The organism is Mesorhizobium sp. M0571 (genome assembly GCF_040320985.1).
Taxonomy (GTDB): Bacteria; Pseudomonadota; Alphaproteobacteria; order Rhizobiales; family Rhizobiaceae; genus Mesorhizobium.
The window spans coordinates 322,491-348,769 of sequence record NZ_JAMYQT010000001.1 but is presented as its reverse complement, the minus strand read 5'-3'; the positions used below and the strand labels follow the sequence as shown (position 1 = coordinate 348,769).

The 26,279-nt window shown below is 63.6% G+C and carries 21 protein-coding genes; 8 read left to right on the top strand and 13 right to left on the bottom strand.

Going from position 1 to position 26,279, the window contains the following annotated elements; genetic code table 11:
- Positions 1–50: 50 nt before the first annotated feature.
- From NKI85_RS01625 to NKI85_RS01600, 6 genes are all read right to left on the bottom strand, one after another.
- Complete coding sequence (locus NKI85_RS01625) at positions 51–209, bottom strand: DUF3309 family protein (protein WP_023678456.1); 159 nt, start codon at positions 207–209, stop codon at positions 51–53.
- A gap of 93 nt (positions 210–302) precedes the next feature.
- Entirely contained in the window at positions 303–3,479 is a 3,177-nt protein-coding gene (locus NKI85_RS01620) for an efflux RND transporter permease subunit (protein ID WP_352775478.1), read from the bottom strand.
- 2 nt (positions 3,480–3,481) lie between these two features.
- Positions 3,482–4,693, bottom strand: coding sequence for an efflux RND transporter periplasmic adaptor subunit (locus NKI85_RS01615; RefSeq protein WP_352522829.1), 1,212 nt, complete (start codon positions 4,691–4,693; stop codon positions 3,482–3,484).
- Positions 4,694–4,975: 282 nt separating this feature from the next.
- The gene (locus tag NKI85_RS01610) at positions 4,976–6,106 is read right to left on the bottom strand and encodes a patatin-like phospholipase family protein (protein WP_352522830.1); all 1,131 of its coding nucleotides are present in this window, start codon (positions 6,104–6,106) and stop codon (positions 4,976–4,978) included.
- Between the two features lie 26 nt (positions 6,107–6,132).
- Positions 6,133–6,915 carry a 3-hydroxybutyrate dehydrogenase gene (locus NKI85_RS01605; protein ID WP_352522831.1) on the bottom strand — a complete coding sequence of 261 codons (783 nt, stop codon included), beginning with the start codon at positions 6,913–6,915 and terminating at the stop codon, positions 6,133–6,135.
- A gap of 200 nt (positions 6,916–7,115) precedes the next feature.
- Complete coding sequence (locus tag NKI85_RS01600; protein ID WP_352522832.1) at positions 7,116–8,204, bottom strand: citrate synthase/methylcitrate synthase; 1,089 nt, start codon at positions 8,202–8,204, stop codon at positions 7,116–7,118.
- A 91-nt stretch (positions 8,205–8,295) separates the two neighbouring features.
- Between NKI85_RS01600 and NKI85_RS01595 the strand changes: the two genes are divergently transcribed.
- On the top strand, positions 8,296–9,444 hold the full coding sequence (locus NKI85_RS01595) for a citrate/2-methylcitrate synthase (RefSeq protein ID WP_352522833.1): 1,149 nt from the start codon (positions 8,296–8,298) through the stop codon (positions 9,442–9,444).
- A 66-nt stretch (positions 9,445–9,510) separates the two neighbouring features.
- On the opposite strand, the gene phaR is transcribed toward NKI85_RS01595, so the two are convergent.
- The gene (gene phaR, locus NKI85_RS01590) at positions 9,511–10,119 is read right to left on the bottom strand and encodes a polyhydroxyalkanoate synthesis repressor PhaR (RefSeq protein ID WP_352522834.1); all 609 of its coding nucleotides are present in this window, start codon (positions 10,117–10,119) and stop codon (positions 9,511–9,513) included.
- Positions 10,120–10,397: 278 nt separating this feature from the next.
- Between phaR and NKI85_RS01585 the strand changes: the two genes are divergently transcribed.
- The 6 genes from NKI85_RS01585 (at position 10,398) to NKI85_RS01560 (ending at position 18,369) form a co-directional block, all read left to right on the top strand.
- The gene (locus NKI85_RS01585) at positions 10,398–11,585 is read left to right on the top strand and encodes an acetyl-CoA C-acetyltransferase (protein WP_352522835.1); all 1,188 of its coding nucleotides are present in this window, start codon (positions 10,398–10,400) and stop codon (positions 11,583–11,585) included.
- Between the two features lie 91 nt (positions 11,586–11,676).
- A complete protein-coding gene (gene phbB, locus NKI85_RS01580) occupies positions 11,677–12,402 on the top strand; it encodes an acetoacetyl-CoA reductase (protein WP_352522836.1) in 726 nt (241 codons plus the stop codon).
- Positions 12,403–13,131: 729 nt separating this feature from the next.
- Complete coding sequence (locus NKI85_RS01575; protein ID WP_352775472.1) at positions 13,132–16,533, top strand: helicase-related protein; 3,402 nt, start codon at positions 13,132–13,134, stop codon at positions 16,531–16,533.
- 12 nt (positions 16,534–16,545) lie between these two features.
- A complete protein-coding gene (locus tag NKI85_RS01570; RefSeq protein WP_352522838.1) occupies positions 16,546–16,932 on the top strand; it encodes an RNA-binding S4 domain-containing protein in 387 nt (128 codons plus the stop codon).
- A 148-nt stretch (positions 16,933–17,080) separates the two neighbouring features.
- Positions 17,081–17,419: a ferredoxin FdxA gene (fdxA, locus tag NKI85_RS01565; protein WP_352522839.1), complete on the top strand. Its 339-nt coding sequence runs from the start codon at positions 17,081–17,083 to the stop codon at positions 17,417–17,419.
- Positions 17,420–17,787: 368 nt separating this feature from the next.
- The gene (locus NKI85_RS01560; RefSeq protein WP_006327799.1) at positions 17,788–18,369 is read left to right on the top strand and encodes a CarD family transcriptional regulator; all 582 of its coding nucleotides are present in this window, start codon (positions 17,788–17,790) and stop codon (positions 18,367–18,369) included.
- Positions 18,370–18,549: 180 nt separating this feature from the next.
- Here the strand turns inward: NKI85_RS01560 and NKI85_RS01555 are convergent, their stop codons facing one another.
- The 3 genes from NKI85_RS01555 to NKI85_RS01545 all read right to left on the bottom strand — a co-directional run bounded on the left by NKI85_RS01555 (position 18,550) and on the right by NKI85_RS01545 (position 20,896).
- The gene (locus NKI85_RS01555) at positions 18,550–19,323 is read right to left on the bottom strand and encodes an amino acid ABC transporter ATP-binding protein (RefSeq protein ID WP_352775469.1); all 774 of its coding nucleotides are present in this window, start codon (positions 19,321–19,323) and stop codon (positions 18,550–18,552) included.
- Positions 19,320–20,000 carry an ABC transporter permease subunit gene (locus tag NKI85_RS01550; protein WP_023721020.1) on the bottom strand — a complete coding sequence of 227 codons (681 nt, stop codon included), beginning with the start codon at positions 19,998–20,000 and terminating at the stop codon, positions 19,320–19,322. Before NKI85_RS01550 ends, NKI85_RS01555 begins: the two co-directional genes overlap by 4 nt.
- Before the next feature lie 122 nt (positions 20,001–20,122).
- A complete protein-coding gene (locus tag NKI85_RS01545) occupies positions 20,123–20,896 on the bottom strand; it encodes an amino acid ABC transporter substrate-binding protein (protein ID WP_352522841.1) in 774 nt (257 codons plus the stop codon).
- 326 nt (positions 20,897–21,222) lie between these two features.
- On the opposite strand from NKI85_RS01545, the gene NKI85_RS01540 reads away from it, so the two are divergent.
- A complete protein-coding gene (locus NKI85_RS01540; RefSeq protein WP_352775466.1) occupies positions 21,223–22,080 on the top strand; it encodes an RNA polymerase factor sigma-32 in 858 nt (285 codons plus the stop codon).
- A gap of 15 nt (positions 22,081–22,095) precedes the next feature.
- On the opposite strand, the gene NKI85_RS01535 is transcribed toward NKI85_RS01540, so the two are convergent.
- From NKI85_RS01535 to thiP, 3 genes are all read right to left on the bottom strand, one after another.
- Positions 22,096–23,565, bottom strand: a complete 1,470-nt coding sequence (locus NKI85_RS01535; RefSeq protein ID WP_352522843.1) for a M48 family metalloprotease — start codon at positions 23,563–23,565, stop codon at positions 22,096–22,098.
- A 254-nt stretch (positions 23,566–23,819) separates the two neighbouring features.
- Complete coding sequence (gene thiQ / locus NKI85_RS01530) at positions 23,820–24,611, bottom strand: thiamine ABC transporter ATP-binding protein (RefSeq protein WP_352522844.1); 792 nt, start codon at positions 24,609–24,611, stop codon at positions 23,820–23,822.
- Entirely contained in the window at positions 24,608–26,227 is a 1,620-nt protein-coding gene (gene thiP / locus NKI85_RS01525; protein ID WP_352522845.1) for a thiamine/thiamine pyrophosphate ABC transporter permease, read from the bottom strand. Before thiP ends, thiQ begins: the two co-directional genes overlap by 4 nt.
- Between the last annotated feature and the right edge of the window lie 52 nt (positions 26,228–26,279).

Here is a 26,279-nt window from a genome sequence, read left to right as displayed (position 1 = left end):
AGCGGATGGCCAGATGGTCATCCGCCGCTTGTCACGACCAATGATTGCGGTCAGATCCGGCCCATCAACAGCAGTACCAGGACAACGATCAGAATGACGCCGACGATGCCGGATGGTCCGTAACCCCAGGACCGCGAATGCGGCCATGCCGGAACCGCGCCGATCAGAATAAGAATAAGAATAATGATGAGAATGGTGCTGATCGTCATCAGAAAATCCTCGCTTTGAGGTTGCAATGACGGAACAATGCAGAAGGCCGCCCATTGTTCCCGGGCGGCCTTTGCTTGATTGGGGACGTCGATTTATTCGGCGGCCTTCGGGAAGGCGATCGCCGGTTCGGTGCCCAGATCGGCCTCCAGGCCCTCCGAGGTGATCTCGGGCTTGCGACGCCCGAACAGGCGGCTGAACCAGCCCCGACGCGCACCGGGTTTGATCTTGGCGCGAGTGAATACCATCAGCATCGACGGCGTCACCACCAGCGTCAGCACGGTGGCGAAGGACAGGCCGAAAACGATCGCCGAGGACAGCGATATCCACCATTGCGTCGACGGCGCGTTGATCGTCGTCTCGTGATGGAAGATTTCGAGGCCGAGGCCGAAAGCGATCGGCAGCACGCCGAGGATCGCCGACACCGCCGTCAGCACCACCGGGCGGGCACGTTCGCGGCAGGTCTGCAGAACGGCTTCGTATTTGTCCCAGCCCTCTTCGCGCAACCGGTCATAGGTGTCGATCAGCACGATGTTGTTGTTGACCACCACGCCGGCCAGCGCGATGACACCGATGCCCGACATGACGATGCCGAATGCCTCTCCCGTCAGCAGCAGCCCGAGGAAGACGCCGATCGTCGCCATGACCACGCACGACAGCACCAGCCAGACGCTGGTGAATTTGTTGAACTGCGCCAGAAGCACGAGGAAGATCAGGAAGATCGCTGCGCCGAAAGCCTTGCTGAGGAAGGCGCTGGCCTCCGCGCTGTCCTCGTTCGAGCCTGCGAGCTTCCAGCGTATGCCGCTGCCGAGATCCATCTCGGACACGGCCTTGGTGACCTCTTGCTGGACGGCAGCCACCTGGGCGCCGGCAGCGACGTTGGCCTGGACGACCACCGTTCGCGCACCGTCGATGCGGTTGAGGATACCGACCGTCGGCTCTGGCTTGCGCACGACGAAATTCGAGATCGGCACCGAGCCTTGCGCGGTCTGCACCCGCAGCTCGTCGAGCGTCGACAGCGTGCGCCGATCCTCGGGCAGGCGCAGTCTGATGTCGACGGCATCGTCGGCGCCGGCGGGCCGGTATTCGCTGAGCTTCAGCCCGTTGGTCACCAATTGCACGACCGTCCCGACCGCGGTTGGGCTGATGCCGTACTGCGCCGCCTTGGCGCGATCGACTTCAAGCGCCCAGTCGACGCCGGGCGGCGCCAGACCGTCGGAAATATCGATGACGCCGGGCACCTTGGCAATGCGCGCGGCGACCGCGCGGGCCTTGTCGTCAAGGCCCTTCGGATCTACGGCCGAAAGCCTGATCTGGATCGGCTTGCCGGTAGGCGGGCCGGCTTCCGGCACGCGAACCTCGACGTCGACACCGGGAATGCCGGCCATAACGCCGCGCAGTTCGTCCAGGATTGAGTTCGCCGATTTACGCTCGCGCCAGTCGACGAATTCGTACTGGATCACGCCAACCACGTCTTCCGGAACATCCTGGCCGCCGCCCTGCGTCTTGCCGACACGGGTATAGACGGACTTCACGCCCGGCCAACCGAGCAGCCGATTTTCCGCGGTCTTGGTGGCCGCGTCCATTTCGGCAAGCGAAAGATTGCCGCGGGCGTGGACATAGAGCAGGCCGTAGTCAGGCTCGACATTCGGGAAGAATTCGACGCCGGCGCCGAATTTCGAATAGGCGTAGCCGACGCCGAACAACAGCGCCACAGTGAGGACAAGCACGGTGATGGGATAATGCACCGCCTGCTTGACCACGGCCATGTACCAGCCGTCGCGATTGTCGTCGGGGTGATGGGCCGGCGCCTTGGCAAATATCGCGCCCAGCGTCGGCGCGAAGACCAGCGCATAGAGCATCGAGGCCGAGAGCGTCACGATCAGCGTGATCGGCATGTATTTCATGAAGTCGCCGATAATGCCCGGCCAGAACAACAGCGGCGAGAAGGCGGCAATGCGCGTCATCGTCGCCGCGATGACCGGGCCGGCCATGCGCTTGGCGGCAAGCGCGAACGCTTGCTCCTTCGGCATGCCCTCGCTCATGCGTCGCTCGGCGAATTCGGTGACGATGATGGCGTCGTCGACCAGCATGCCGACCGCCAGGATGAGGCTGAACAGCACGATCATGTTGATCGTGTAGCCCATCATTGCCAGCAACAGGATGCCGATCAGGAAGGACGAGGGGATGGCCAATCCGATCAACAGCGAGGCACGGCCAGACAGCGCGTAGAGAATGACGATGAACACCAGGATGACGGCGATCATCACGTGGTTCTGCAGGTCGCCGAGCAACTGGTTCACGAAGACGGACTTGTCTTGCGTGTAGGTGACGTGCATGCCCTCCGGCATGGTCTTGATGAAGGCGTCGGACACCTCCCTGACCTTGCCAATCGTATCGATCAGGTTGGAGCCGATGCGCTTCTTCACCTCGATGGCGATCGCCGGCTTGCCGTCGAGGCGGGTGACCGTCTCGGCGTCCTTGAATGTGGAGCGGATGGTGGCAATGTCCTTGGCCTGCACCACCGCATTGGGGCCGGCGACGACCGGAAGCGCCGCCACATCCTCTGGTGTCTCGATAAGCGAGGGGACCTTGACCGCGTATTTGCCCTCGGATCCTTCGATGTTGCCGGCGGCGACAAGACTGTTGGAAGCGCCGACCGCACCGATCAACTGGTCGAGCTGCAGCCCGTAGGACGTCAGTTTCATCGGATCGATGACCACTTCGACGAGGTCGTCGCGCGCACCCTGCAGCGAGCCCTCAAGCACGCCGGGCACTTCCTCGATGCGGTCGCGCAGCTCGCGCGCCGCTGCCGTCAGCACGCGCTCGGGCACCTCGCCCGATAGCGTCACGACCAGGACGGGAAATTCGGAGATGTTGACCTCGGAGACCACGGGCTCCTCAGCCGCTTGCGGCAGGTCGGCCTTGCCGTCCTGCACCTTGCTGCGCGTGTCCTGCAACGCGGTGGCGAGATCGGTCTGTGGCTGGAATTCGACCAGCACATAACCGCCGCCCTGGAAGGCGGCCGACCGCATCTCCTTGAGGCCCTTCAGGCTCTTCAGCTTGGCTTCCATCGGCCGCAGCAGGAGGCGTTCGGAGTCTTCCGGCGAGATGCCCTGGTAGATCAGGCTGACATACATCATCGGAATCGGAACGTCGGGTTCCGCTTCTTTCGGCGTCGACTGGTAGGCGACCGCACCCGCAAGGATGAGAAAGATCAGGACCGAAATGGTCAGCCGGGCATTGCTGATTGCAAGTTTGACGATGTCCATGATTACTGCGTCCCGGCCGTCGCTTCGCCCAACAGCTTTTGAATGGTCGCCTGGTCGGCTTCGACCGGCTTGACCACTTCGCCTTCCTTAACCAGCTCCTGGCCGGCGACGATGATGCGGGCGTCTGCCGCAATGCCGCCGAGCACCAGGCCGGTTGGCGTGTCGTCGACCAGGTCGATCGGGAAGAACACGACCTTGTTGTCCTTGTCGACGGCGCGGATGCCGAGGTCGCCCTTGTCGCCGAGCGTCACCACCGATCGCGGCAGCATCACGGCGTCGGTCGGCTGGGCGCTGAGCGCGATTTCTGCCGTCATGCCGGCCGGTACGGAACCATCGGCATTGGGGATAGCGACTTCGACGCGGAAGGTACGGGTTGCCGAAGATGCATCCCGGCTGATGTAGCGCACCGTGCCCTTGACGGTCTGGCCGCTGACCAGGCGCACATTGGCTTCGTCACCGATCTTCAGATAGCCGAGATCGCGTTCGCTGACTTCGGCGCGGGCGATCACCGGATCGAGCTTGAGAATGGTTGCCACCTCGCCGCCCTGCATCACGGAACTGCCAAGCTCCACCGGCACCCGGTCGATGACACCGTCGAACGGCGCCTTAACCTCGTTGCGGTCGAGCTCGGCTTGCACGGCGTCCAGTTGCGACTTGGCCAGCGTCAGGTTGGAGCGGGCCGTGTCGAGCTGCAGCTTGGGCAGATTGCCGGTTTTCATCAGCCGCAGGGCCGCAGCGAGCTCGGCCTCACGTTGCACGACAAGCTGCTTGGCGTTGTCGACCGCCGAGATTTTTTCCTCGGCGGCAAGCATTAGGATGAGGTCGCCGGTCTTGACGTGCTGACCCTGCTTGACCGGCAGCTTGTCGATGACGCCGGCGACGCGTGTCGCCAGGACGGCGCGCTTGTCGGCTTCGGTCAGTCCGGAAATGCGGATAGCGCGTGCATAGGTGCGCCGCGGCGGGGTTATGACCGCGACCGTGCGCAAGGGCGCCTTGGGCTGCTCTGCTTCGGCAGCCCCCGGTTTAGCAGCCCCCGGTTTTGCAGATTGGGGCTTGCCTGCGTCGGCTGCCTTGGGCTGCTCGACCTCTCCTGCCTTGGGCTTGTTATCGGCGGACGCGCTACCGACGGAAGAGAACTCGCCTGTCGCCATCCAGCCGGCGAACCCGATGAGCACAACAATGGCTGCAAGCTTGTGAAACCTGAATTTCGGCATCGTCATTTTTCCAGTGCGCGGGGTTCGGCCAGGCCGCATCTTCTAATTGGGGCGCGTCGCCGATATGGGTGCGCGCGAGGCCGTATTCAAATTGCCGTGATCGGCGAAGCGCGCTTCTACCTCAAAGTTGCATCGCAATATAGTCAGAAAAGTTGATGGATTGTTGCTTTGCCCGCAAAGATGCGGTTGCTGCATCGGCTCTCGATCGCCAAAAATAGCGGCATGGCAGCAAGTGTCAGGATGATTGAACAGATTGCGAATGCCATCTGCTTTGCGAAGCAGCTAGGCCGGACGGCGGGCGGCCTCGGGCTGCTTGCGCGCCGCCAGAAACTCCTTGACCCGCCGGCCCGGCGCCGGCCCGCGCACCGGCTTCAAGCCGTCGTCGAGCTCGCCGGACAGATCGATCGTCGGCCGCTTGCCGACGGCGTCGTAATTTTCTTCCAGCCAATCACTGGCTGCGGTGCGGCCGAGGTCGCGCAGATAGACAAGAAACGCCCATTCGGCATTGACCTTGGACGATGCCGACAGATCCTTGAACGCCTCGTCGGCATCGATGCGATGCATGCGGATGTCGCGATATTCGCCGTGCGGCAACCGGCCGGCGGCGATCAGTTCCTTGACGAAGGCGATCGAGCGGAATTCCCGCAACAGCCCGGCATTGAAGGTGATCTCGTCGATGCGGTTCTGGATTTCATTGGCGCTCTTTGGCGTCCCCTCGCGGACCACCGGATTGATCTGGACCAAAAGCACGTCCTCGGTGGCCGCCGTCTTGAAGAACGGGAACAGTGCCGGGTTGCCGCCATAGCCGCCGTCCCAATAGGGTACGCCCTTGATCTCGACGGCGCGGAACAATTGCGGCAGGCAGGCCGACGCCATCACCGTGTCGAGGTCGATCTCGCCGTCCGAGAAGACACGCAGCTGACCGGTCTCGACATTGGTCGCGGAAATGAACAGTTCCATCGACTTGCAGGCGCGCACATTGTCGAAATCGATCTCACGTTCGACCACGTCGCGCAGCGGATTGATGGCGAGCGGATTAGCGACATAGGGCGAAAATACCCGCGACATCGTATCGAACAGGAAATAGCCGGGCGTGTTCTCGATCGACCAATTGCCCCAGGCGACGTCCCAAGGCATGCGCTGCACCGGGCTGAAGCGGCCCTTTGCGGCCACCGCACGCCAGAAATCGTCGAGCTTCCGCCGTGCGCCCTCGACGCCGCCGCGGACGAAACCGTCGGCCAGCGCCACGGCATTCATGGCGCCGGCGCTGGTGCCCGAAACCGCCGTTATATCGAGGCGCCCGTCCTCCAGCAGCCGATCGAGCACGCCCCAGGAAAACGCCCCGTGCGAGCCGCCGCCTTGCAGCGCGACGTTTATCTTCTTTGGCTCCTCCGCCTTGCCGTTTTTCGTCATGGCGTGGCCCTCGACCGCTGGATGGCTCACTGAGCGGCCCAGCCGCCGTCGACAGAGATGTGTGTGCCGTTGATCTGCGCTGCCGCATCCGAGCACAGGAACACCGCGGCCGCCGCAACCTGCTCGACGGTGACGAACTCCTTGGTCGGCTGCTTTTCGAGCATGACCTCGCGGACCACAGTCTCGCGGTCCATCTTGTTGGCCTTCATTTGGTCGGGGATCTGCGCCTCGACCAGCGGCGTCAGCACATAGCCGGGACAAATGGCATTGCAGGTGATCTTGTCGCGCGCCAGCTCCAGGGCGACCGTCTTGGTCAGGCCCATAATGCCGTGCTTGGCCGAGACATAGGCCGACTTGAACGGCGAGGCGACCAGCCCGTGGGCCGAGGCGACGTTGACGATCCGGCCGCCACCGGTCTGTTTCATCAGCGGGATGGCGGCGGCGATGGTGTGGAAAGCCGACGATAGGTTGATGGCGATGATCGCATCCCACTTCTCGATCGGGAAGCTCTCCACCGGCGCGACATGCTGGATGCCGGCATTGTTGACCAGGATGTCGACCGAGCCGAATGTCTCGGCTGCCTTCACGACCAAAGCCCGGCACTCGGCCGGCTTCGACATGTCGGCCTTGACGTAGGCGGTCTTCACCTTGTGGTGCTTCGCGATCGCGTCGGCGATGGCGTGGTCATCGGCGGTGTCGGAAAAGGAATTGACGACGATGTTGCAGCCTTCGGCCGCGAGCGCGTGGGCAATGGCTAGGCCGATGCCCGAGGTGGAACCGGTGACGATGGCGGTTTTTCTGGCGATCAAGGCGGCTTATTCCTTTTGAGATGGGCTCACATGGAACCATGCTGCACTGCAGCATATAGGTTCTCTGTCACCCAAGAACAGCGGATGTGTGGAGCAATGACATGAAATTTTTTGTCATGAGCATACATCCGCGCCCTCGTCCAGAAGAGGGGCGCTGCCAGCCAAGCGGCTGCGGCGGCCGGTTCCGCGAGGGGAAATCCTCAGGCGACGAGGTCCGGCACCGGCCCGATATAGTGCGACTGCGGCCGGATCAGCCGTCCGCTCGTCTGCTGCTCTCGTGCGTGGGCGATCCAGCCGGCGACGCGCCCGGCGGCAAAGACGTTGGTGAACGCCTCTTTCGGAAAGCCCGCCGCTTCCAGCAGAAGCGCTGTGAAGAACTCGACATTAGTCTGGATCGAGCGCGACGGCTTGGCGATCCGAAGCACCTCGAGCGCCGCCTGCTCCACGCTTTCGGCAAAGGCCAGCCGGTGGCCGGCTTCGCCCTCGGCGCCAAGCTGGCGCACGACGGCTTTCAGCACGTCGGCACGCGGATCGCGCACGCGGTAGATGCGATGCCCGAAGCCCATGATGCGCTGGCCGCGCGCGATCTCGTCGCGCAGCCAGCCGCTAGCGTCGCCATGCGCCTCTATCGCATCCAGCATCTCGATCACCGGACCAGGGGCGCCGCCATGCAGCGGCCCTTTGAGCGCTCCGAGCCCGGCCAGCACCGCCGAAGTGAGTCCGGCCTGCGTCGAGGCGACAACACGCGTTGCGAAGGTCGAAGCGTTGAGACCATGGTCGCAGACCGTCACGAGATAGGTATCGAGCGCCTTCGCCAACGCCGGCGAGGCCGCAGCGCCGGTCAGCATCCGCAGCATGTCGGTGGCATGATCGGCCTTGGGATCGGGCGCAATTGGGCTTTCGCCGCGCTGAAAGCGCAGCAAGGCCGGCGTCAGCACGGCAGGTGCTGCAACCAGCCGGAGCGCGTCCGGCAATTTGTCGCCGTCCGCCAGCAGGGCAATGCCGGCGCGCATCGCGCTGTAGATGTCGAGGGACGCGAGAAACGGCGGCAAGGGCTCGATTTGCTCGAACACTTCGCTGCGCGCTCGACCGATCGCGTTCGCCAGCTCCTTGTCGCCGGGAAGATCGTCGAAAAAGCCGTCGAACAGCAGCCGAACCACGTCGGCGTATTTCCAGCGGCCTGCCAGTTCCGGCAGCGAATGGCCGCGGATGGTCAGGCGGCCGCCAAGGCCGTCGACATCGGAGAGCACGGTTTCCGCCGCCACCACATCATCGAGCCCATTCGCCATCGGTTTCTCCTTGACCATTTCCGTGTCGTAGATAAGGGTCGGCGACTAGACCATCAATCTTGATCAACTGAATCAACATGCCAAGGCTGACATGACGGAGTGGCTGACGCGGGAAGAAGCCCTGGAGCGCCTCAAGGTGCGCGCGCAGACACTCTATGCCTATGTCAGCCGCGGGCGCATCGGCATGCGGCCGGATCGGTCCGACCCACGCCGCAGCCAGTATCGCGCCGACGATATCGCGGCGCTGGCGAGCCGCCGGGCGCGCGGCCGAAATCCCCAGGCAATCGCCGAAAGCGCAATTGCCTGGGGTGAGCCGGCAATCGCCACCACGATCTCGACCGTTTTGCACGGCCGCCTCGTCTATCGCGGCCAGGATGCGGTTGCTCTCTGCGAGACTGCCACGCTGGAGCAGACGGCAAGCCTGCTTTGGGCATCTGACGCAGCAGTGTCGTTCGTGTCGGCGAGCCGCCATGGCAACGGCGCAACTGGCCGGCCGGCTGCCTTCGCGGAATTGGCCGCGTTGGCGGCGAAGGGCCGGCCTTCGCTCGGCCGCAGGGCGGCTTCGCTCAACCAAGATGCGGCCGGCGCCATCGCCGCTCTGGCTCAGGCGCTCGGCGCGGTTCGCGGAACCGGTGCCGTGCACGAAAGACTGGCGCAGGGCTGGTCCCTCGATGCTGCTGGCGCAGACCTGATTCGCCGCTCGCTGGTGCTGTTGGCCGATCACGAACTGAACGCATCGACCTTCGCCGCGCGGGTCGCCGCGTCCACCGGTGCACCTGTTTCGGCCTGCCTGCTTGCCGGCCTCGCCACGCTCTCCGGTCCGCGCCATGGCGGCGCCGCGGAGGCAGTCATGATGCTGGCGGAGGATGCGCAGAGATTGGGGCCGGATGCGGCTATCGGACGCTGGCTCGGTCACGACAGGCCGCTGCCCGGATTTGGCCATCCGCTTTATCCCGAAGGCGATCCGCGTGCGGAGCCGTTGCTGGCCGCCGTCGATGTCGACGATGGGCTGCTACGGCTTTGCGATGCGGCCTTTGCAGCAACGGGCATGCGCCCGAACGTCGATTTCGCCTTGGCCGCGCTGACGCGCAGCCTCCGCTTGCCGTCCGACTCGCCGTTCCGCTTGTTTGCACTCGGCCGCAGCATCGGCTGGGCCGCGCATGCCGTGGAGCAGGTGACAAGCAACGGCCTGATCCGGCCGCGCGCCCGCTACCAGGGACCGCTGCCGGAGCAGCTCTAGCCGCGCTGTGTGCGAAGTCTCAGCCGCACCTGAGGGAAGGTTCGACGCGGCGCCTCGCCCCGGCAATCACGACATCGTGTCGAGCTTGCGCTGCATCGCGGCGATTTGCTCCTTCAGCTCCTGAAGGTCGTCGGGTTTTTCCGGTGTTTCTTTCCTGGCCGGTTCGGCCGGCGCTGCTGCCGGCGCAGAGCCCGCAGGCGGGAACGGCGTGAACAGCCGCATGGCGTTCTGGAACATTTCCATGTTGCGCCGCGTCTGCTCCTCCAGCACCTTGATCGGCGTGGCGATCTTCATCATGTCCATCGGCGACTTGCCGAGGGCATCTTTCATCTGCTCGCGAAAGCGTTCCTGCTCCTTCGAGAAGGCCAGCATCGACTGCTCGAGAAAGCTCGGCACGATCATCTGCATCTGGTCGCCGTAATAGGCGATGAGCTGGCGCAGGAACGGGATCGGCAGCATGTTCTGCCCGTCCTTGTTCTCCAGCTCGAAGATGATCTGGGTCAAAACCGGATGCGTGATGTCGTCACCGGTCTTGGCGTCCTGGACAGTAAACTCCTCGCCTTTTTTGACCATTTCAGCGAGATCCTCAAGCGTCACATAGGTGCTGGTGCCCGTATTGTAGAGACGGCGATTGGCATATTTCTTGATAACAATAGGTTCGTCTTTTGCGGCCATCTGCATCCTCCCCGGACACCGGCCAGCTTAAGTAAGCCGCCGGTAACGATTACGCCTTTTTAAAGGATATGCGCAAAAGCGTCATGAATCCAAGCAGTTTGTGCAGTGCGGGAACATTTTATGCTGCGCAGCACGGATGAGCCGTCATCGCAGCGACGCGCGGCCCGCTTGCCGCGGAGGAACGCCCTGCCCATTTCGGATTTGACTCGGGTTGTGGAAAGGGCAAGAAAAGTCCCCGACCGCACCCGAAATCGCTCCCCGAAAGTATGGAGAAGAACATGTCCGCTTCCAACGCCATCGTTGTCGCCAGTGCGGCGCGCACGCCCGTCGGCTCCTTCAACGGCGCCTTCGCCAACACGCCGGCTCATGAACTGGGTGCCGTCGCTGTCAAGGAAGCGCTTGTTCGTGCCGGTGTCGACGGCAAGGAGGTGGACGAGGTCATTCTCGGCCAGATCCTGACCGCAGCTCAAGGGCAGAACCCGGCGCGGCAGGCGGCTATGGCCGCCGGCGTGCCGCAGGAGGCGACCTCCTGGAGCCTAAACCAGCTTTGCGGCTCCGGCCTGCGCGCCATCGCGCTCGGCATGCAGCAGATCGCACAGGGCGATGCAAAAATCATCGTTGCCGGCGGCCAAGAATCGATGTCGATGGCTCCACATGCACAGCATCTGCGCGGTGGCGTCAAGATGGGCGATTTCAAGCTGATCGATACCATGATCAAGGACGGCCTGACCGATGCCTTCTATGGCTATCATATGGGCAACACCGCGGAGAACGTCGCCCGCCAGTTCCAAATCACCCGCGACGACCAGGACCAGTTCGCACTGGCTTCCCAAAACAAGGCCGAGGCTGCGCAGAGAGCCGGAAAATTCAACGACGAGATCGTTGCCTTCACAGTCAAGGGCAGGAAGGGCGACACGGTAGTCGACCAGGATGAATACATCCGCCACGGCGCGACGATCGACGCCATGACCAAGCTCAAGCCCGCCTTCGACAAGGACGGCACGGTAACCGCAGCCAATGCTTCCGGCATCAATGACGGCGCCGCCGCCGTGGTGCTGATGACCGAAGCGGAAGCCGCAAGGCGCGGCATCACGCCGCTGGTGCGCATCGTTTCCTGGGCGACTGCCGGCGTCGACCCGCAGATTATGGGGACGGGACCGATTCCCTCCTCGCGCAAGGCGCTGGCCAAGGCCGGCTGGTCGGTCGGCGACCTCGATTTGGTCGAAGCCAACGAGGCCTTCGCCGCGCAGGCCTGCGCCGTCAACAAGGACATGGGCTGGGACCCGTCGATCGTCAACGTCAATGGCGGTGCCATCGCCATCGGCCATCCGGTCGGCGCGTCGGGCGCCCGCGTCTTCAACACGCTGGTCTACGAGATGCGCCGTCGCGGTGCGAAAAAAGGCCTTGCCACGCTGTGCATCGGCGGCGGCATGGGCGTCGCCATGTGCGTGGAAGCAATCGGGTGAATGGAAAATAGTGAATGGTGAATGGAAGACCAGAGGGCTTTCGCGACCATTCACTATTCACTATTCACCATTCACTCTGGGAGGGAGCATTATGACAAAGGTCGCAATCGTTACAGGTGGGTCGCGCGGCATCGGTGCGGCGATCTCGATCGCCTTGAAAAGCGCCGGCTATTCGGTTGCCGCAAACTATGCCGGCAATGACGACGCGGCGCAGAAATTCAACGCAATGACCGGTATCCCGGTCTACAAATGGTCGGTCGCCGACTATGAGGCGTGCGCCGCCGGCGTCAAACAGATCGAGGCCGAACTCGGTCCCGTCTCGGTGCTGGTCAACAATGCCGGCATCACCCGCGATGCGATGTTCCACAAGATGACGCGCGAGCAGTGGAAAGAGGTCCTCGACACCAATCTTTCCGGCGTCTTCAACATGACGCATCCGCTGTGGGGCGGCATGCGCGACCGCAAGTTCGGCCGCGTCATCACCATCTCCTCGATCAACGGCCAGAAAGGCCAGGTCGGCCAGGTCAATTATTCGGCCTCGAAGGCCGGCGACATCGGCTTCACCAAGGCGCTGGCCCAGGAAGGTGCGCGCGCCGGCATCACCGTCAATGTGATCTGCCCCGGCTATATCGCCACCGAAATGGTCAAGGCAATGGACGAGAAGGTGCTCAACGAGCGCGTCATCCCGCAGATCCCGGTCGGCCGCCTCGGCGAGCCGGAGGAGATCGCGCGCTGCGTCGTCTTCCTCGCTTCCGACGATGCCGGTTTCATCACCGGCTCGACCATATCCGCCAATGGCGGGCAGTATATTAGCTGATAACTTTATCTTTACGTTGAGACAGATACGCGCTGGACGAAACGGGCCGCAAAACGGCCCGTTTCCATAGCAGCCTTCCCGTTGAACGATCGCGGTGCGGCACGCTGCCCCAATCCGGCACGCAAAGGTTAATGGCCGCCGCGCAGCCTGTGCAAAAGCCGTCTCACTGCCTGTGGATTCTCGGTGGAAAAGCTGTTCACGACACAACATGTTGCGGTGAACAAATCGAGAAACTTTGCCTATCGCTGATTCGTCGCCGATTCGTTCCGGCTTTGAGCGGAATGTTAACGGCGAGTGCTGAAAACACCATTGAAATGATTAAGGCGCATTAAGAAACATCAATAATTTCACAATGTTGGACGAAGCGGATTGGCCGGCCACGATCATTCACCGGCAAAGGTTAACGGAGGTGCTCGCCTGGATGCTACCTGCATGAATCGGGCCAGTTTCTGTGATTCAGCATGTGGTGAGACTCGCCGGCAGAAAACCCAGATGTAGCCGTGAACAAAACCTGAATCAGCGCGAGTCTGTGATTCGTCGCTGATTCGTTCCAGACTCGTTCCAACTGTTAATCGGGAACAGATTTGCGGCTTCGAACGAACCAATCGGCCTGCCTCGGCACATTCCGCTTTCGCTTCGCGCCCGAAATCCCTATGTGTCGCCTGTCATACGCGGCCAATATGGGCGCGCTCCCGACAATGCGAGGCAGAGAGCCTTATTTCCAGGCCGATGAACATCCATCCGAAACACACTGAACCGCTGATCCTGTCGGGTCGAGACGTGACGGCCGTGCTCGGCCCGACCAACACCGGCAAGACCCATCTCGCCATCGAACGGATGGTGGCGCATGAAAGCGGCGTCATCGGCCTGCCGCTCAGGCTGCTCGCCCGCGAGGTCTATACGCGCGTCTGCGAGAAGGTCGGCGCTCACAAGGTGGCGCTCATCACCGGCGAGGAAAAGATCCAGCCGGCGGGCGCGAAATACTCGGTCTGCACGGTGGAAGCCATGCCGCGCGAGACCGATGCCGCCTTCGTTGCCATCGACGAGGTCCAGCTCGCCGGCGATCTCGAACGCGGCCACATCTTCACCGATCGCATCCTGCATCTGCGCGGCCGCCAGGAGACGCTGCTGCTCGGCGCCGCCACCATGCACGGCATCCTGCAGCGCCTGCTGCGGGGCGTGTCGGTAGTGACACGGCCACGCCTGTCGCATCTTGCCTATGTCGGCTCGAAGAAGCTGACCCGCCTGCCGCGGCGCACCGCGATCGTCGCCTTCTCGGCGGACGAGGTCTATGCCATAGCCGAGCTGATCCGCCGCCAGCAGGGCGGTGCCGCCGTCGTGCTCGGCGCGCTAAGCCCGCGCACTCGCAACGCCCAGGTGGCGCTGTTCCAGTCGGGCGACGTCGACTACCTCATCGCCACCGACGCCATCGGCATGGGCCTCAACCTCGACCTCGATCACGTCGCCTTCGCCCAGAACCGCAAATTCGATGGCTACCAGTACCGCAACCTGACCTCGGCCGAGCTCGGCCAGATTGCCGGCCGTGCCGGCCGGCATTTGCGCGACGGCACCTTCGGCGTCACCGGCCAGGTCGATCCGCTGGATGAGGAACTGGTCAAGAAGATCGAGGCGCATGATTTCGACCCGGTGAAAGTGCTGCAGTGGCGCACCGCGCACTTCGATTTCGCCAACCTCGATGCGCTGAAGCGCTCGATCGAGACCAATGCTCCGGTCGAAGGTCTGACGCGCGCACTGCCGGCAGTAGACGCGCAGGCGCTCGAGCATCTGTCGCGCGACGAGGACATCCGGGCACTCACCACCGATGCCAGGCGCGTGGCGCTGCTTTGGGAAGCCTGCGCGCTACCCGACTACAGGAAGATCGCGCCGGCCCAGCACGCCGACTTGATTGCTTCTATCTACATGGACCTTGCCAAGCATGGCCATGTCGACGAGAACTATATGGCCGAGCAGGTGCGCCGTGCCGACACCACCGAAGGCGACATCGACACGCTGTCGCACAGGATTGCCCAGATCCGCACATGGACCTTCGTTTCGAACCGGCCCGGCTGGCTGGCCGATCGGGCACACTGGCAGGAAAAGACGCGCGAAATCGAAGACAGATTGTCGGATGCGCTGCATGAGCGGTTGACGAAACGTTTTGTAGACCGCAGGACTTCCGTCCTCATGCGGCGCCTTAGAGAAAACACGATGCCTGAAGCCGAAATCAGCCCAACCGGAACCGTCCTCGTCGAAGGCCACCACGTCGGCGAGTTGCAGGGTTTCCGTTTCACTGCCGACCAGAGCGCCGGCGGCGAGGATGCCAAGGCGGTGCGGGCGGCGGCGCAGAAGGCGCTTGCCGCCGAGTTCGAGGCGCGGGCCGAGCGCTTCGGTGCCTCGGCCAATGGCGACATCGCCCTGGGTTCGGATGGCACGCTGCGCTGGATCGGCGCGCCGATCGGCACGCTGGTCGCCGGCGAAGACGCTTTGAAGCCGCGTCTCGTCCTGCTGGCCGACGAGCAACTCACCGGTCCGGCCCGCGACAAGGTTGCCGCGCGCGCCGAGCGCTTCGTCAATTTCCAGATCGAATCCCTGCTGAAGCCGCTGGTCGACCTCAAGAATGCGGAGCAGATCACCGGCATCGGCCGCGGCATTGCTTTCCAGCTCGTCGAGCATTTCGGCCTCATCAACCGTCGCGACATCGCCGACGAGATGAAGTCCCTCGACCAGGAAGGCCGCGCGGCGCTTCGCCGTCTCGGCGTGCGCTTCGGCGCCTACCACGTCTTCGTGCCGGCGCTGATCAAGCCGGCGCCGGCCGGGTTGATAACGCTGCTGTGGGCGCTGAGAAACGACGGCAAGGACAAGCCCGGCTTCGGCGATGTCGTTCACGCGCTGGCCTCCGGCCGCACCTCGGTGGTCATCGATCCGACCTTCGACAAGACTTTCTACAAGCTTGCCGGCTACCGCAATCTTGGCCGGCGTGCTGTACGCGTCGATATTCTTGAACGGCTGGCCGACCTGATCCGGCCGGCGACCAACTGGAAGCCGGGCCTCGGGCCCCGCCCCGACGGCGCCTATGACGGTCAGTCTTTCATGGTGACGCCGCCGATGATGTCTATCCTCGGCGCCACCGCCGACGACATGGAAGAGATCCTGAAGGGCCTAGGCTATCGCGCCGATGCCAAACCGGCGGCCGAGGTCAAGGCGCGGCTCGAAGCACAAGACAATGCCGCACGTGAAGCCGCCGCTGCAAAGCAGGCCGCGGACGAGGCTGCGCGGGCCGAGCAGGCGAGGATAGCGGAAGCAGCTGCCGCGGCAGAGCCACCGGCGGAGCCTTCCGAGCCCGTGTCGGATGCGGCCCCTGTTGCGGAGGCTGCGGCCGAAGCCGTAACCGAAACGGCGGCAGAGGCTGTCGCGGAAGACCAGCCGGCAGCTCCAGAAGAAGTCACGCAAGAGACCCAGCCCGCCGCCGAAGCGGCTGCTGAACCAGCGGCTGAGCCAAAGGCGGAACTTGGGGCGGAATCTGAGGCTACGACACCGGCAGAGCCGCCGGTTTTCGAAACCATGGAAACATCGCCGGCCGAACCTGCGGCGACGGCGGAAGCCGTCACCGGCGAGCCCGCTCCAGAGACCGAGGAGCCAAAACCTATCCTGTTGTGGCGGCAGGGTCGCTTCGACCAGCGCCCGCGTCATCGCCAGCAAGATAATCGTCCCCGGGACAATCATCGGGACAATCGCGCGCGTAACGGCCAGGCCGCACGCGAGGGCCGCAACGATGCGCCGGTTGTAGATGCAGACGGGCAACCGACAGGAACGCCGGGCGACCGGCCCGCCCGTCAAGGGCGCCACGATCAGCGTGACGGCGCCGGCAAGCCGCGCTTCGACCGCAGCAAATTCAAGCCCAAGCCGCAAGGCGAGGCGGGAGAGCAGCGCTCCGGCAAGCCGCAGGGCGAACGCCCCGACCGGCGTGAAAACCGGCCCGACTGGAAGGCTGGCCGGCAGGACGGCAAAGGCGGCGCGCCGGGCGGAAAGCCCGCCTTCCAGCCGAAGCCGCGTGAGGAACGCCCGGTCCGCTTCGACCCGGACTCCCCCTTCGCCAAGCTCGCCGCATTGCGCGACCAGTTGAAGAAGTAAGCTGCTCGTCCGATGGTCACTGATGCCCGCCAGCGCATCGACAAATGGCTGTTCTTCTCGCGCGCGGTGAAATCACGATCGCTGGCAGCCAAGCTGGTGGTCGCCGGACGCGTCCGCATCAATCGCGACAAAGCAGCGCAGGCCTCCGATACGGTCCGGCCGGGAGACGTTTTGACCATCACGCTCGAGCGGCGGATCTTCGTCTGGAAGGTCCTTGGCACCGGTGCACGGCGCGGGCCGGCCGAAGAAGCCCGCCTGCTCTACGAGGACATGTCGCCGCCTCCGGTGCCCAAGGGCGCGGCGCTTCCGGATGCCATGCCTCCGTTGCGCGAGGCCGGCAGCGGCCGCCCGACGAAGAAGGAACGCCGCCAGACCGACCATCTGCTCGGCGACGATTGAGCAAGGTCAAACTTCCGCTTTGCCGGCTCTCTGGAATTCCATTCCGGAAACCCCGGCATTGCTGGCAAGGGCTGCCCTTGCCACCAGCGGACAAAGGCATTACCTCACCAAAAAGGCCCAACAAAATGGGACGCCCCGGAGCCGACCAATGACCTATGTCGTGACCGACAATTGCATAAAATGCAAATACATGGACTGCATCGAGGTCTGTCCGGTCGACTGTTTCTACGAAGGTGAGAACATGCTCGTCATCCACCCGGACGAGTGCATCGATTGCGGCGTCTGCGAACCGGAATGCCCGGCCGACGCGATCAAGCCCGACACCGAATCGGGCCTCGACAAATGGCTGCAGATCAACACCGAATATGCCGAGAAATGGCCCAACATCACCGCCAAGAAGGAGCCGCCGGTTGACGCTAAAAACTTCGATGGCGAAGCTGGCAAATTCGAGAAATATTTCTCCCCGGAGCCCGGCGAAGGCGATTGACAAGACTGCCGATTGCGGCCGCCTGACGCCGCGTAACAGACGTGATACATTAACTGCCTTGACAGACGGCGATGGCGCATGGCCTTCGCGCGTGCAGCAAAACCTTGATTCTTCCGACTTTTTGTGTTACATCAGCTCAACATGCCGGTGACACAACGTCGATTTATGGCGCAAACGCCCCAAATCACTGAAAGGTGAATTTCTCAATCCGGACCAGAGCGATCTGGGGCAGGCGGTCGCAATGTTGCGATTTGCCGGTCCTAGCCTTTCCGGTGAGTTCATCGTTGTGTGGCTAACGACCGGTCACCCCGGTCGCACGAGTTCGGGCCGGCACGATGCCGGTACCACAACAAGGAGTTCAGGGCGTAATGGCAACGATCACCCCGCAGAAGAAGTCCACCGCAGCGCGCCACGGTTTCAAGACCGGGGAGTACATCGTCTATCCGGCGCATGGTGTCGGCCAGATCGTCTCGATCGACGAGCAGGAAGTTGCAGGCCACAAGCTGGAACTGTTCGTCATCGACTTCCAGAAGGACAAGATGCGCCTCAAGGTGCCAGTCGCCAAGGCGACCTCGATCGGCATGCGCAAGCTGTCGGAAGAGGATTATGTCGAGCGCGCGCTGAAGGTCGTGCAGGGCCGCGCCCGCGTCAAGCGCACCATGTGGTCGCGCCGCGCCCAGGAATATGATGCCAAGATCAACTCCGGCGATCTGATTTCGATCTCGGAAGTGGTGCGCGACCTCTACCGCGCCGACAACCAGCCGGAGCAGTCCTATTCCGAGCGTCAGCTCTACGAGGCGGCGCTCGACCGCATGGCCCGCGAGATCGCGGCCGTCAACCGCATGTCGGAGACCGAAGCGGTGCGCCTCATCGAGGTCAACCTCAACAAGGGCCCGAAGCGCGGCGCCAAGGCCGATAACGAGGAAGCCGAGCAGGAAGAAGCTGCCTGAGCTTTTTCGCCCTGGAAATTAAAAAACCCGGCCTCGCGCCGGGTTTTTTGTTTTTGGCTGACCGGCGATGGTCATTCTAATGCATGTCGCGCAAAAGTGTGCAGCGGTTTTGCGATAACGACATGCGTAAAAACAACAGCCTAAAGCGCGTCGCATGAGGCCGGTCAAACGCGACGCGCTTTAGCTCTCGCCACCGCCCTCCCTTTCCGCCTCCTGCTTCAGCGTCGCGATGAACCGCTTAGTCCGCTGGCGCTCCGGGTTGCTGAACAGCACCGCGGCCGGCCCTTGTTCGACGATGTTGCCGCCATCGAGGAACACCACTTCCCGCGCGATCTTGGAGGCGAGCCGCAGATCATGCGTCGCCATCACCATGGTGGTGCCCTCGCTGGCGAGCTGGCTGAGCACATCGACCACCTCCTGCGCCAGTTCCGGATCGAGTGCCGAGGTCGGCTCGTCGCAGAGCAGGACTTTCGGCGAAGGCGCCAGCGCCCGGGCAATCGCCACACGCTGCTGCTGGCCGCCCGACAGCGTCGCCGGCCAGGCATCGGCCTTGTGCGTCATGCCGACCTTTTCGAGCAGAGCCAGCGCCCGTTCGCGCGCCCTTTCCTTGGGCCATTTCAGCACCGTCACCAGCCCCTCCATGATGTTCTCGATCGCGGTGCGATGCGGAAACAGCTGGAAATTCTGGAACACCATGCCGGTCTGCAGCCGCAGCCGCTGGATATCCCTGGTCGAGACCCTGCCGCCGGGGTGGAATTCGAGTGCATCGTCGCCGATCCGCACAGTGCCTGAAGTCGGCAGCTCGAGCAGGTTGATGCAGCGCAAAAGCGTGCTTTTCCCGCCGCCCGATGGTCCGACGAGCGCCGTGACGCTGCCTTCCTCGATGGTGACGGTCACACCCTTCAGCACCAAATTGTCGCCGAAACGCTTTTCAATGTTGGTGAGGCCGATCATGCGCGCGCCTCCAGGAAGCCGCCATAGCGGTTCAGCCTTGTTTCCAGCCGCGCTTGCAAGGCCGACAGCACGGAGCTCATGACCAGATAGAGGGCCGCTGCCTCGACATAGAGGATCAGCGGCTCATAGGTGGTGGCGACGATGCGCTGCGCTGCCTGGAACATCTCCGGCACGGTGATGGCGGCGGCGAGCGAAGTGTCCTTGACCAGCGAGATGAAGGTGTTGGACAGCGGCGGCACGGCGACGCGCCCTGCCTGTGGGAGAATGGTGCGCCGCATTGCCTGGGCCCAGGTCATGCCGATCGAATAGGCTGCCTCCCACTGGCCCTTGGGCACCGAACCGATGACGGCGCGGATGATTTCCGACGAATAGGCACCGATGTTCAAGGTGAAGCCGATCAGTGCTGCCGGAAAGGCGTCGAGCAGGATGCCGACCGATGGCAGGCCATAGAAGATAAGGAACAGTTGCACGAGAAGCGGCGTGCCGCGGAAGATCCAGACGTAGAAGCGAACCACGGCGACCAGCGGTTTGGGACCGAACAGGCGGACAAGCGCCACGACCAGGCCGAGGACAAGACCGAATGCAAACGACAGCAGCGTCAACGGCACGGTGAAGATCAGTGCAGCCCACAGCAGCGTAGGCAGGGATTCCAGCATCAATTGCAGCCAGTGCGGCACGAAGGCTCCTCCTTGCCAGATTGCCGTCGCTCATATCACGCGAAAGCGGCGGGCCGTCAAAGACAGCTCGCCGCGACATGAACGACGCGGGCCGGCATTCGGCCCACACGAGAAAAGCCGTTTTACTTCGAAACGTCCTGGCCGAAATAGGTGTCGGCGATCTTCTGGTAGGTGCCGTCGGCCTTGATGTCGGCCAGCGCCTTATTGATGGCGGCCACCAGTTCCGGATCGCCCTTGCGCACGATGACGCCGGAATAGTCGGCGTTTTCTTCCTGCGCGGCAATCTTCACATTGGCGTCGGGCTTGTGCTTCTTGAAGTCGAGGAAGGACAGGCTGTCGTTGATGGTGGCGTCGGCGCGGCCGGTGAGAAGCAGCTGGATCGACTGGTCGAAGCCGTCGGTGCCGACGAGCTCGGCGCCGTTGGTTTCAGCCAGCTTGCCGAAATTCGAGGTCAGCGACTGCGCCGCCTTCTTGCCCTTGAGGTCGGCGAAACTCTTGATGTCGGTGTTGTCGCCGCGCACGATCAGCACCGCCTTGGAGGCGATGTAAGGATCGGAGAAATCATATTTGGCCTTGCGCGCCTCGGTGATGCCGACTTCGTTGATGACGGCATCGTAGCGGTTGGCGTCGAGACCGGCGATCAGTCCGTCCCATTTGCCTTCGAGGAACTGGGCCTTGACGCCGAGGCGCTCGGCGATGGCCCGCGCGATCTCGACGTCGAAGCCGACCAGCGCGCCGGAAGCATCATGATAAGTGAAGGGCGCATAGGTTCCTTCCGTGCCGACCTTGAAGACGCCGGACTGCTTGATCTGGTCGAGATTGGCGCCGGCATGACTGGCGGCGATGGCCAGAACCTGCAGCGTTCCGGCGATGATGAGCGATTTGAGCCATGTCATTTTTCTGTGATCCCGTCCTTGGCCGATGTCCGGCGTCATTGCGAGTGCCGGAAAATGACAGATGCGCGATGCCAGAATAAGAAACTAAATTTCAAAAATCTCGCGCCCTTGAAATCCCATTCTCAACCAGCATCTCCCGGCGCCATCCGGCTGAGTCAAGGCCGGTGGCGAATCGCCTGGAAACAGCGCAATCGACATGACAGTCCGGGGGAACATTCCCCCGCATGGCACGTTCTTGGCTGTTGTAGGGCGCGGCGCCGCCATTTCAACTATCGGCGCCAACTCACGATTCGATCGCACCGCAACGCCTGAAGCAGGAGCGCGGCATGATGCAAGACAGTGCAGGACGGACCATGGTTCGCGCGGCGATGAAAGCCCCTTATCTGGAACGTGACGAAGAGCATCTCCTGGCGCTGCGCTGGAAGGAAAACAATGACCAGCACGCGCTGCACTGCATCACCGTCGCGCATATGCGGCTGGTCATTTCCATGGCGTCGCGGTTCCGCCACTACGGCCTTCCGCTGGGCGACCTGATCCAGGAAGGCCATGTCGGACTGCTGGAGGCCGCGGCCCGTTTCGAGCCGGAGCGCGAGGTGCGGTTCTCGACCTATGCGACCTGGTGGATCCGCGCGTCGATGCAGGATTATATCCTGCGCAACTGGTCGATCGTGCGCGGCGGCACCAGTTCGGCGCAAAAGGCGCTGTTCTTCAACCTGAGGCGCCTGCGCGCCCGCCTGGCAAACGGCGCCGAGCAGACGTCGAATGCCACGCTCTACCGCGAAGTGTCGGCGGCTCTCGGGGTTTCCGAGGCCGATGTGGCGATGATGGATTCCCGCCTTTCGGCACCCGACAGCTCGCTCAACACGCCGCTTGCCGAGGATGCGGGCGCAACCGAGCGGATGGAGTTCCTGGTTTCGGATGATCCGCTGCCCGACGAGGTCGTCGGCGACACGATCGATGTCGAACGCCGCTCTGTCTGGCTGAAGACGGCGCTCGGCGCGCTCAATGCGCGAGAACTCAGGATTATCGAGGAGCGCCGGCTGAGCGACGAGGGCGCGACGCTCGAAGCACTCGGCGAGACGCTCGGCATCTCCAAGGAACGTGTCCGCCAGATCGAGGCGCGCGCCATGGAAAAACTCAAGGCGGCGCTGGTGAAGCAGAATCCGGAATTTCTCGCAGCCTGAAAATCGCGTCGGCTGCTATTTGTCCGTGACGATCTTGACCTTGTCGCCGGCCGAGACGGCGGCACCCGGTGACAGCGCATTGAGCACCCTGAACAAATCCAGCTTGCGGTCGACGCCGACCATCTGTGCGGCCAGGGAGCCCATTGTCTGGCCGGGCTGCACCGTGACGATGCGGATACGCAGCGGCTTCAACGCCGCCTTCTCGGCAGCACTCAGGATACGGAACGAGCCGCTGACCGAGCGCGCCACCGTGCTCAGCGAAGTGCTGGCCGAAGGTGCCGCGGTCAGCAAGCGGTAGACCTGGCCGCCGGCGCGGATCACCGCAATATCGAATTGCCAGCCATCGGCGCCGGCATGCGCGGTCGCCGCTTCGTTGCCGTTGATCGTCTCCTGGCGCACGCTGCTGTCGTCGAGGCCGGCAACCCAACCGCTGCGGATGTAGTCGGTCAGCGAGCGGCCCTTGTCGATCGAAACACCGTCGAAGCGGATCGCCATGTCGCCCGGGCCGGTCGCCGTCACCGCCGCTGCCGAATTGTCGATGATGAAGCCGTTGGGCACCGAGAACGACACGCCGAGGCCAGGATGCAGGAAGGTTTCGCCGCGCACATAGCCTTCCTCCGGTGTGTCGCCGTAAAGCAGCCCGTCTACGCCGGAAAGGAATGAATCGCGGTCGCGCGACCCGACACCGGGCGCGCCGAACTGGCGGGCGTGACGCTGCGCGAGATCGATACGCTGCGGCGTATTGGGGTGCGTCGCCAGGAAGTCGAGGCTGGCGTCGGTGGCGCCGCTGATCGAGCGGAAATCGGTATAGGCCGACATCGACTGCAGGAAGCGGCCGGCGGCGTAGGGATCGAAACCGGCTTCGCCGATCGATTTGATGCCGATGGCGTCGGCCTCCAACTCCTGATTGCGCGAGAACTGGGCCAGCCTCAACTTGCCGCGGATCAGCGCCGCCTTGGCCGTCGGGTTGTCGCCGAGCACATCCGAAACCACCTTGGTCGCCAAGCCCTCTTCGGCTTCCAGCTGCTGGCGCTGCAGGCCGTGATTGGCCGTAACGTGGCCCATCTCATGCGCAATGACGGCGGCAAGCTCGGCTGAATCGTTGGCCAACGCCAGCAGTCCGCGGGTGATGTAGAGATAGCCGCCCGGCAGCGCGAAGGCATTGACGTTGGGCGAGTTGAGGATGGTGATGCGGTAGGTCTGGGTCGGGTTGGCCGACACCACGGTCAGTCTGCCGACGATCTTGGCCACCATGCGCTCGAGCTTGGGGTCGGAATATTCTCCGCCATAGGTGGCGAGGATGCGCGGGTGCTGCGCCTTCGCCAGTTGGGCGAGCTTGCCGTTGGCGGCGACGTTGTCGACCGTGATCGGCTTGTCTGAGGGCTGAAAGCCTGATTCCTGCACGTCGGGAGGCGTGAACATCTGGCAGCTTGCCAGCGCCACGGCAAGACCGGCCAGCGCCAGAAAGCGCGCCAGCGGTTTCACCCTCCGATTGTCGATGCCGGTCGGCAGATCGGCTTCCTTTCAAGTCCTGGCACGTGACCGCGAAAATCGGGCGCGATTTCCGGAAAGCATCACGCGCAAAATCAAGTGCTACGGCGTCCTTCGTGCGTCCGACAGATACGAGGCAGCAAGGGCAAATCACGGTCTAAGCCGGACCAACTCCTGGCGGACCTAGCCACACTACCTCGACCATGGCAAGCAAGCGCCGCTTCGCCTTCCGCCGGTTTGACCATAAATTATGTCCGCTTCCGGGCAACATCTCGTGATCCAGCCGCAAACGGACCCGAGCCGATATAGCGTCGGAATGCCTCCGGTCCAGCCCCGACGAAAAAATCGGCGGCGGTGCCCGTCGCGGCAACCGTGCCACCATCCAGGAAAACCATGTTTCGGCCGATACGGCGCGCATCGTCCGGCTGGTGCGTGACGAATAGCACCGTCATGCGCTGCTCCGAATGGACGTCGGCCACCAGGTCGAGCATGTCGTCGCGCAGTGCCGGTCCGAGCGAAGCGAACGGCTCGTCGAGCAACAACACCGGCCGGTCGCGCACTAGGACCCGGGCGAGCGCGACGCGCTGCCGCTCGCCGCCCGAGAGTTCGCGCGGCAGCCGGCTTTCCTTGCCGGCAAGGCCGACGCGCTTCAGCGCTGCGGCGATTGCGGCGCGATCGGCGTCGTTCAGCCTGAGCGAAGGCGAGCGGCCGAGCCCGACATTCTGCTCGAGGGAAAGATGGGCAAACAAGTTGTTTTCCTGAAATACCATCGACACCGGCCGCTCTGAAGGCGGCGCAGTGCTGACGTCGGCGCCGCCGATCAGCACGCGGCCCGACCGCGGCACCTCGAAACCGGCCACCAGATTGAGCAGCGTCGACTTTCCCGAACCGCTCGGCCCCATGATGGCGGTGATTTCCGACGCCGGGAAATCGACGTCGAATATAAGCGGCGTTTCACCATAGCTGAACGAGACATTGTCGAGCCGCACGGCCGCGCTTTTTTCCACCGAAATGGACCGTTCCGGGCTGATCGGCATCATGATTTCTCTCTCCTTCCCAGCCAGTCCGCGGTCAGCACCAGTGCCAGGCAGACAAGGCCGAGCAGCAGCGCCAGCCCGGCCGCATCCTCGGTGCGGTAGCTGCCCATGCGCGCCAGCAGCAGATAGGGCAAGGTCTGCACGGAATCGCTGCCGAACAGCGCAATGACGCCGAGATCGCCGAGCGACAGCGCCATGGCGAAAGCGAAGCCGGTGGCGAGCGGCCGCCGCAGCGACGGCCAGTCGACCAGCCGCAACCGGTTCCAGCCCGAGATGCCAAGCTGTGCACAGAGCCGTTCGTGGCGTTCGCTCGCCGCGTCATAGGCAGGGCGGATAGCGCGGATGGCGAACGGCATCGCCATCACCGCATTGACCGCAACCACCATGACAGGGGCGATCGCAAAGACATCGCTGACGGTGCGCAGGAGCAGGAACCAGCCGGCACCGATGACAATGGGCGGCACCACCAGGACGAACCCCGCACCGGTGTCGGCCAGATGTTCGAGCAGCGTCCGCCTGCCGGTCCGCCGGGTGAGTGCCAGCGCCCGGCGCGCCATGACCAGCGACAGCGACAACGCCAAGGAGAGCAGCGCCGATAAGAGGGAGAGCATGGCACTGGTCGCCGTCGCTTGCCGCACCGCGCTCTCGCCGGCCAGGCGGCCGAGATCGGCGCCAAGCCCGGCCGCCAGCGTGGCCGCCATCGGCCCGGCGACGAACAGCAGTGCCAGCCCGATCACCAGCGCGTTCAGCACGGTCTCGGCCGCACCAGCTGAAAAATACCGGCGCGGCGCAACCGGCAGATTGGCGTCGCCGGTCATATTGGCGCCAAGCCGCGTCAATGCCAGCACCACGACAAAGGTCAGGGCAATTTGCAGCAAGGTCAGCGTCACCGCCCGCGCCGGGTCGAAGTCGAAACGCAGCGCCTGGTAGATAGCAACCTCCAGCGTCGTCGCACGCGGCCCGCCACCCAGCGTAAGCACGATGGTGAAGGAGGTGATGCAGAGCATGAAGACGAGCCCGGCGATGCCCGGCAGGGCCGCACGCAGCGTTGGCCATTCGATCAGCCGGAAGGCCGGCGCCGCGCCCATGCCAAGCTGGCTCGCCAGCCGCCATTGGTCGGCCGGCACCGTCTGCAACGCTTCCAGGAACAGCCGCGTTGCCAGCGGCAGGTTGAAGAAGACATGGGCGACGAGAATGCCCGACAGACCATAGATGCCGGGCCAGCTCTGGCCGCCAATCGCGCCGAGCATGCCGGCGAAAAACCCAGCGCGGCCATAGAGTGCCAAGACGCCGAGTGCGGCAACAATGGCCGGCAGCGCCAGCGGCACGGCGAAAAGCTGCAGGATAAAGCCTCGCCCGAAAAACTGTGGATGCCGCGACAGGGCACGCGCGACGAACAGCGCTGGTGCGACGGAGAGCAGGGTCGACAACAGAGCCTGCCAGAGCGTGAAACGGGCGACCCGGAAGAGATAGGAATCGAAAGCCGAGACAGCACCGGAAGGGTCGCGTGCGGCTTCCAGGACGAGCCCTGCGAAGGCGCCGCCGATCAGCAGCGCGATGGCGGCGAGCGCGACTGTGCCAGCGGTGACGCGGGAGTCCGATGATGACGCGCGTTGCACGCTAGACCGCCAGATTCGAGATTCTTAGCGAGGACGGCGTTCCTTCGCGCCC

Bases quoted from the DNA above. Each gene is read 5' to 3' on its own strand.
- NKI85_RS01555 (WP_352775469.1), bottom strand. From the start codon at position 19,323: ATGATCGGCCTCACCAACATTGAAAAGCGTTTCGGCGACAATTTGGTG.
- NKI85_RS01560 (WP_006327799.1), top strand. From the start codon at position 17,788: ATGGCAACGATCACCCCGCAGAAGAAGTCCACCGCAGCGCGCCACGGT.
- NKI85_RS01595 (WP_352522833.1), top strand. From the start codon at position 8,296: ATGACGGAGTGGCTGACGCGGGAAGAAGCCCTGGAGCGCCTCAAGGTG.
- NKI85_RS01545 (WP_352522841.1), bottom strand. From the start codon at position 20,896: ATGACATGGCTCAAATCGCTCATCATCGCCGGAACGCTGCAGGTTCTG.
- phbB (WP_352522836.1), top strand. From the start codon at position 11,677: ATGACAAAGGTCGCAATCGTTACAGGTGGGTCGCGCGGCATCGGTGCG.
- NKI85_RS01540 (WP_352775466.1), top strand. From the start codon at position 21,223: ATGATGCAAGACAGTGCAGGACGGACCATGGTTCGCGCGGCGATGAAA.
- NKI85_RS01575 (WP_352775472.1), top strand. From the start codon at position 13,132: ATGAACATCCATCCGAAACACACTGAACCGCTGATCCTGTCGGGTCGA.
- thiQ (WP_352522844.1), bottom strand. From the start codon at position 24,611: ATGATGCCGATCAGCCCGGAACGGTCCATTTCGGTGGAAAAAAGCGCG.
- NKI85_RS01625 (WP_023678456.1), bottom strand. From the start codon at position 209: ATGACGATCAGCACCATTCTCATCATTATTCTTATTCTTATTCTGATC.
- NKI85_RS01615 (WP_352522829.1), bottom strand. From the start codon at position 4,693: ATGCCGAAATTCAGGTTTCACAAGCTTGCAGCCATTGTTGTGCTCATC.
- NKI85_RS01600 (WP_352522832.1), bottom strand. From the start codon at position 8,204: ATGGCGAATGGGCTCGATGATGTGGTGGCGGCGGAAACCGTGCTCTCC.
- phaR (WP_352522834.1), bottom strand. From the start codon at position 10,119: ATGGCCGCAAAAGACGAACCTATTGTTATCAAGAAATATGCCAATCGC.
- NKI85_RS01620 (WP_352775478.1), bottom strand. From the start codon at position 3,479: ATGGACATCGTCAAACTTGCAATCAGCAATGCCCGGCTGACCATTTCG.
- fdxA (WP_352522839.1), top strand. From the start codon at position 17,081: ATGACCTATGTCGTGACCGACAATTGCATAAAATGCAAATACATGGAC.
- NKI85_RS01570 (WP_352522838.1), top strand. From the start codon at position 16,546: ATGGTCACTGATGCCCGCCAGCGCATCGACAAATGGCTGTTCTTCTCG.
- NKI85_RS01585 (WP_352522835.1), top strand. From the start codon at position 10,398: ATGTCCGCTTCCAACGCCATCGTTGTCGCCAGTGCGGCGCGCACGCCC.
- NKI85_RS01610 (WP_352522830.1), bottom strand. From the start codon at position 6,106: ATGACGAAAAACGGCAAGGCGGAGGAGCCAAAGAAGATAAACGTCGCG.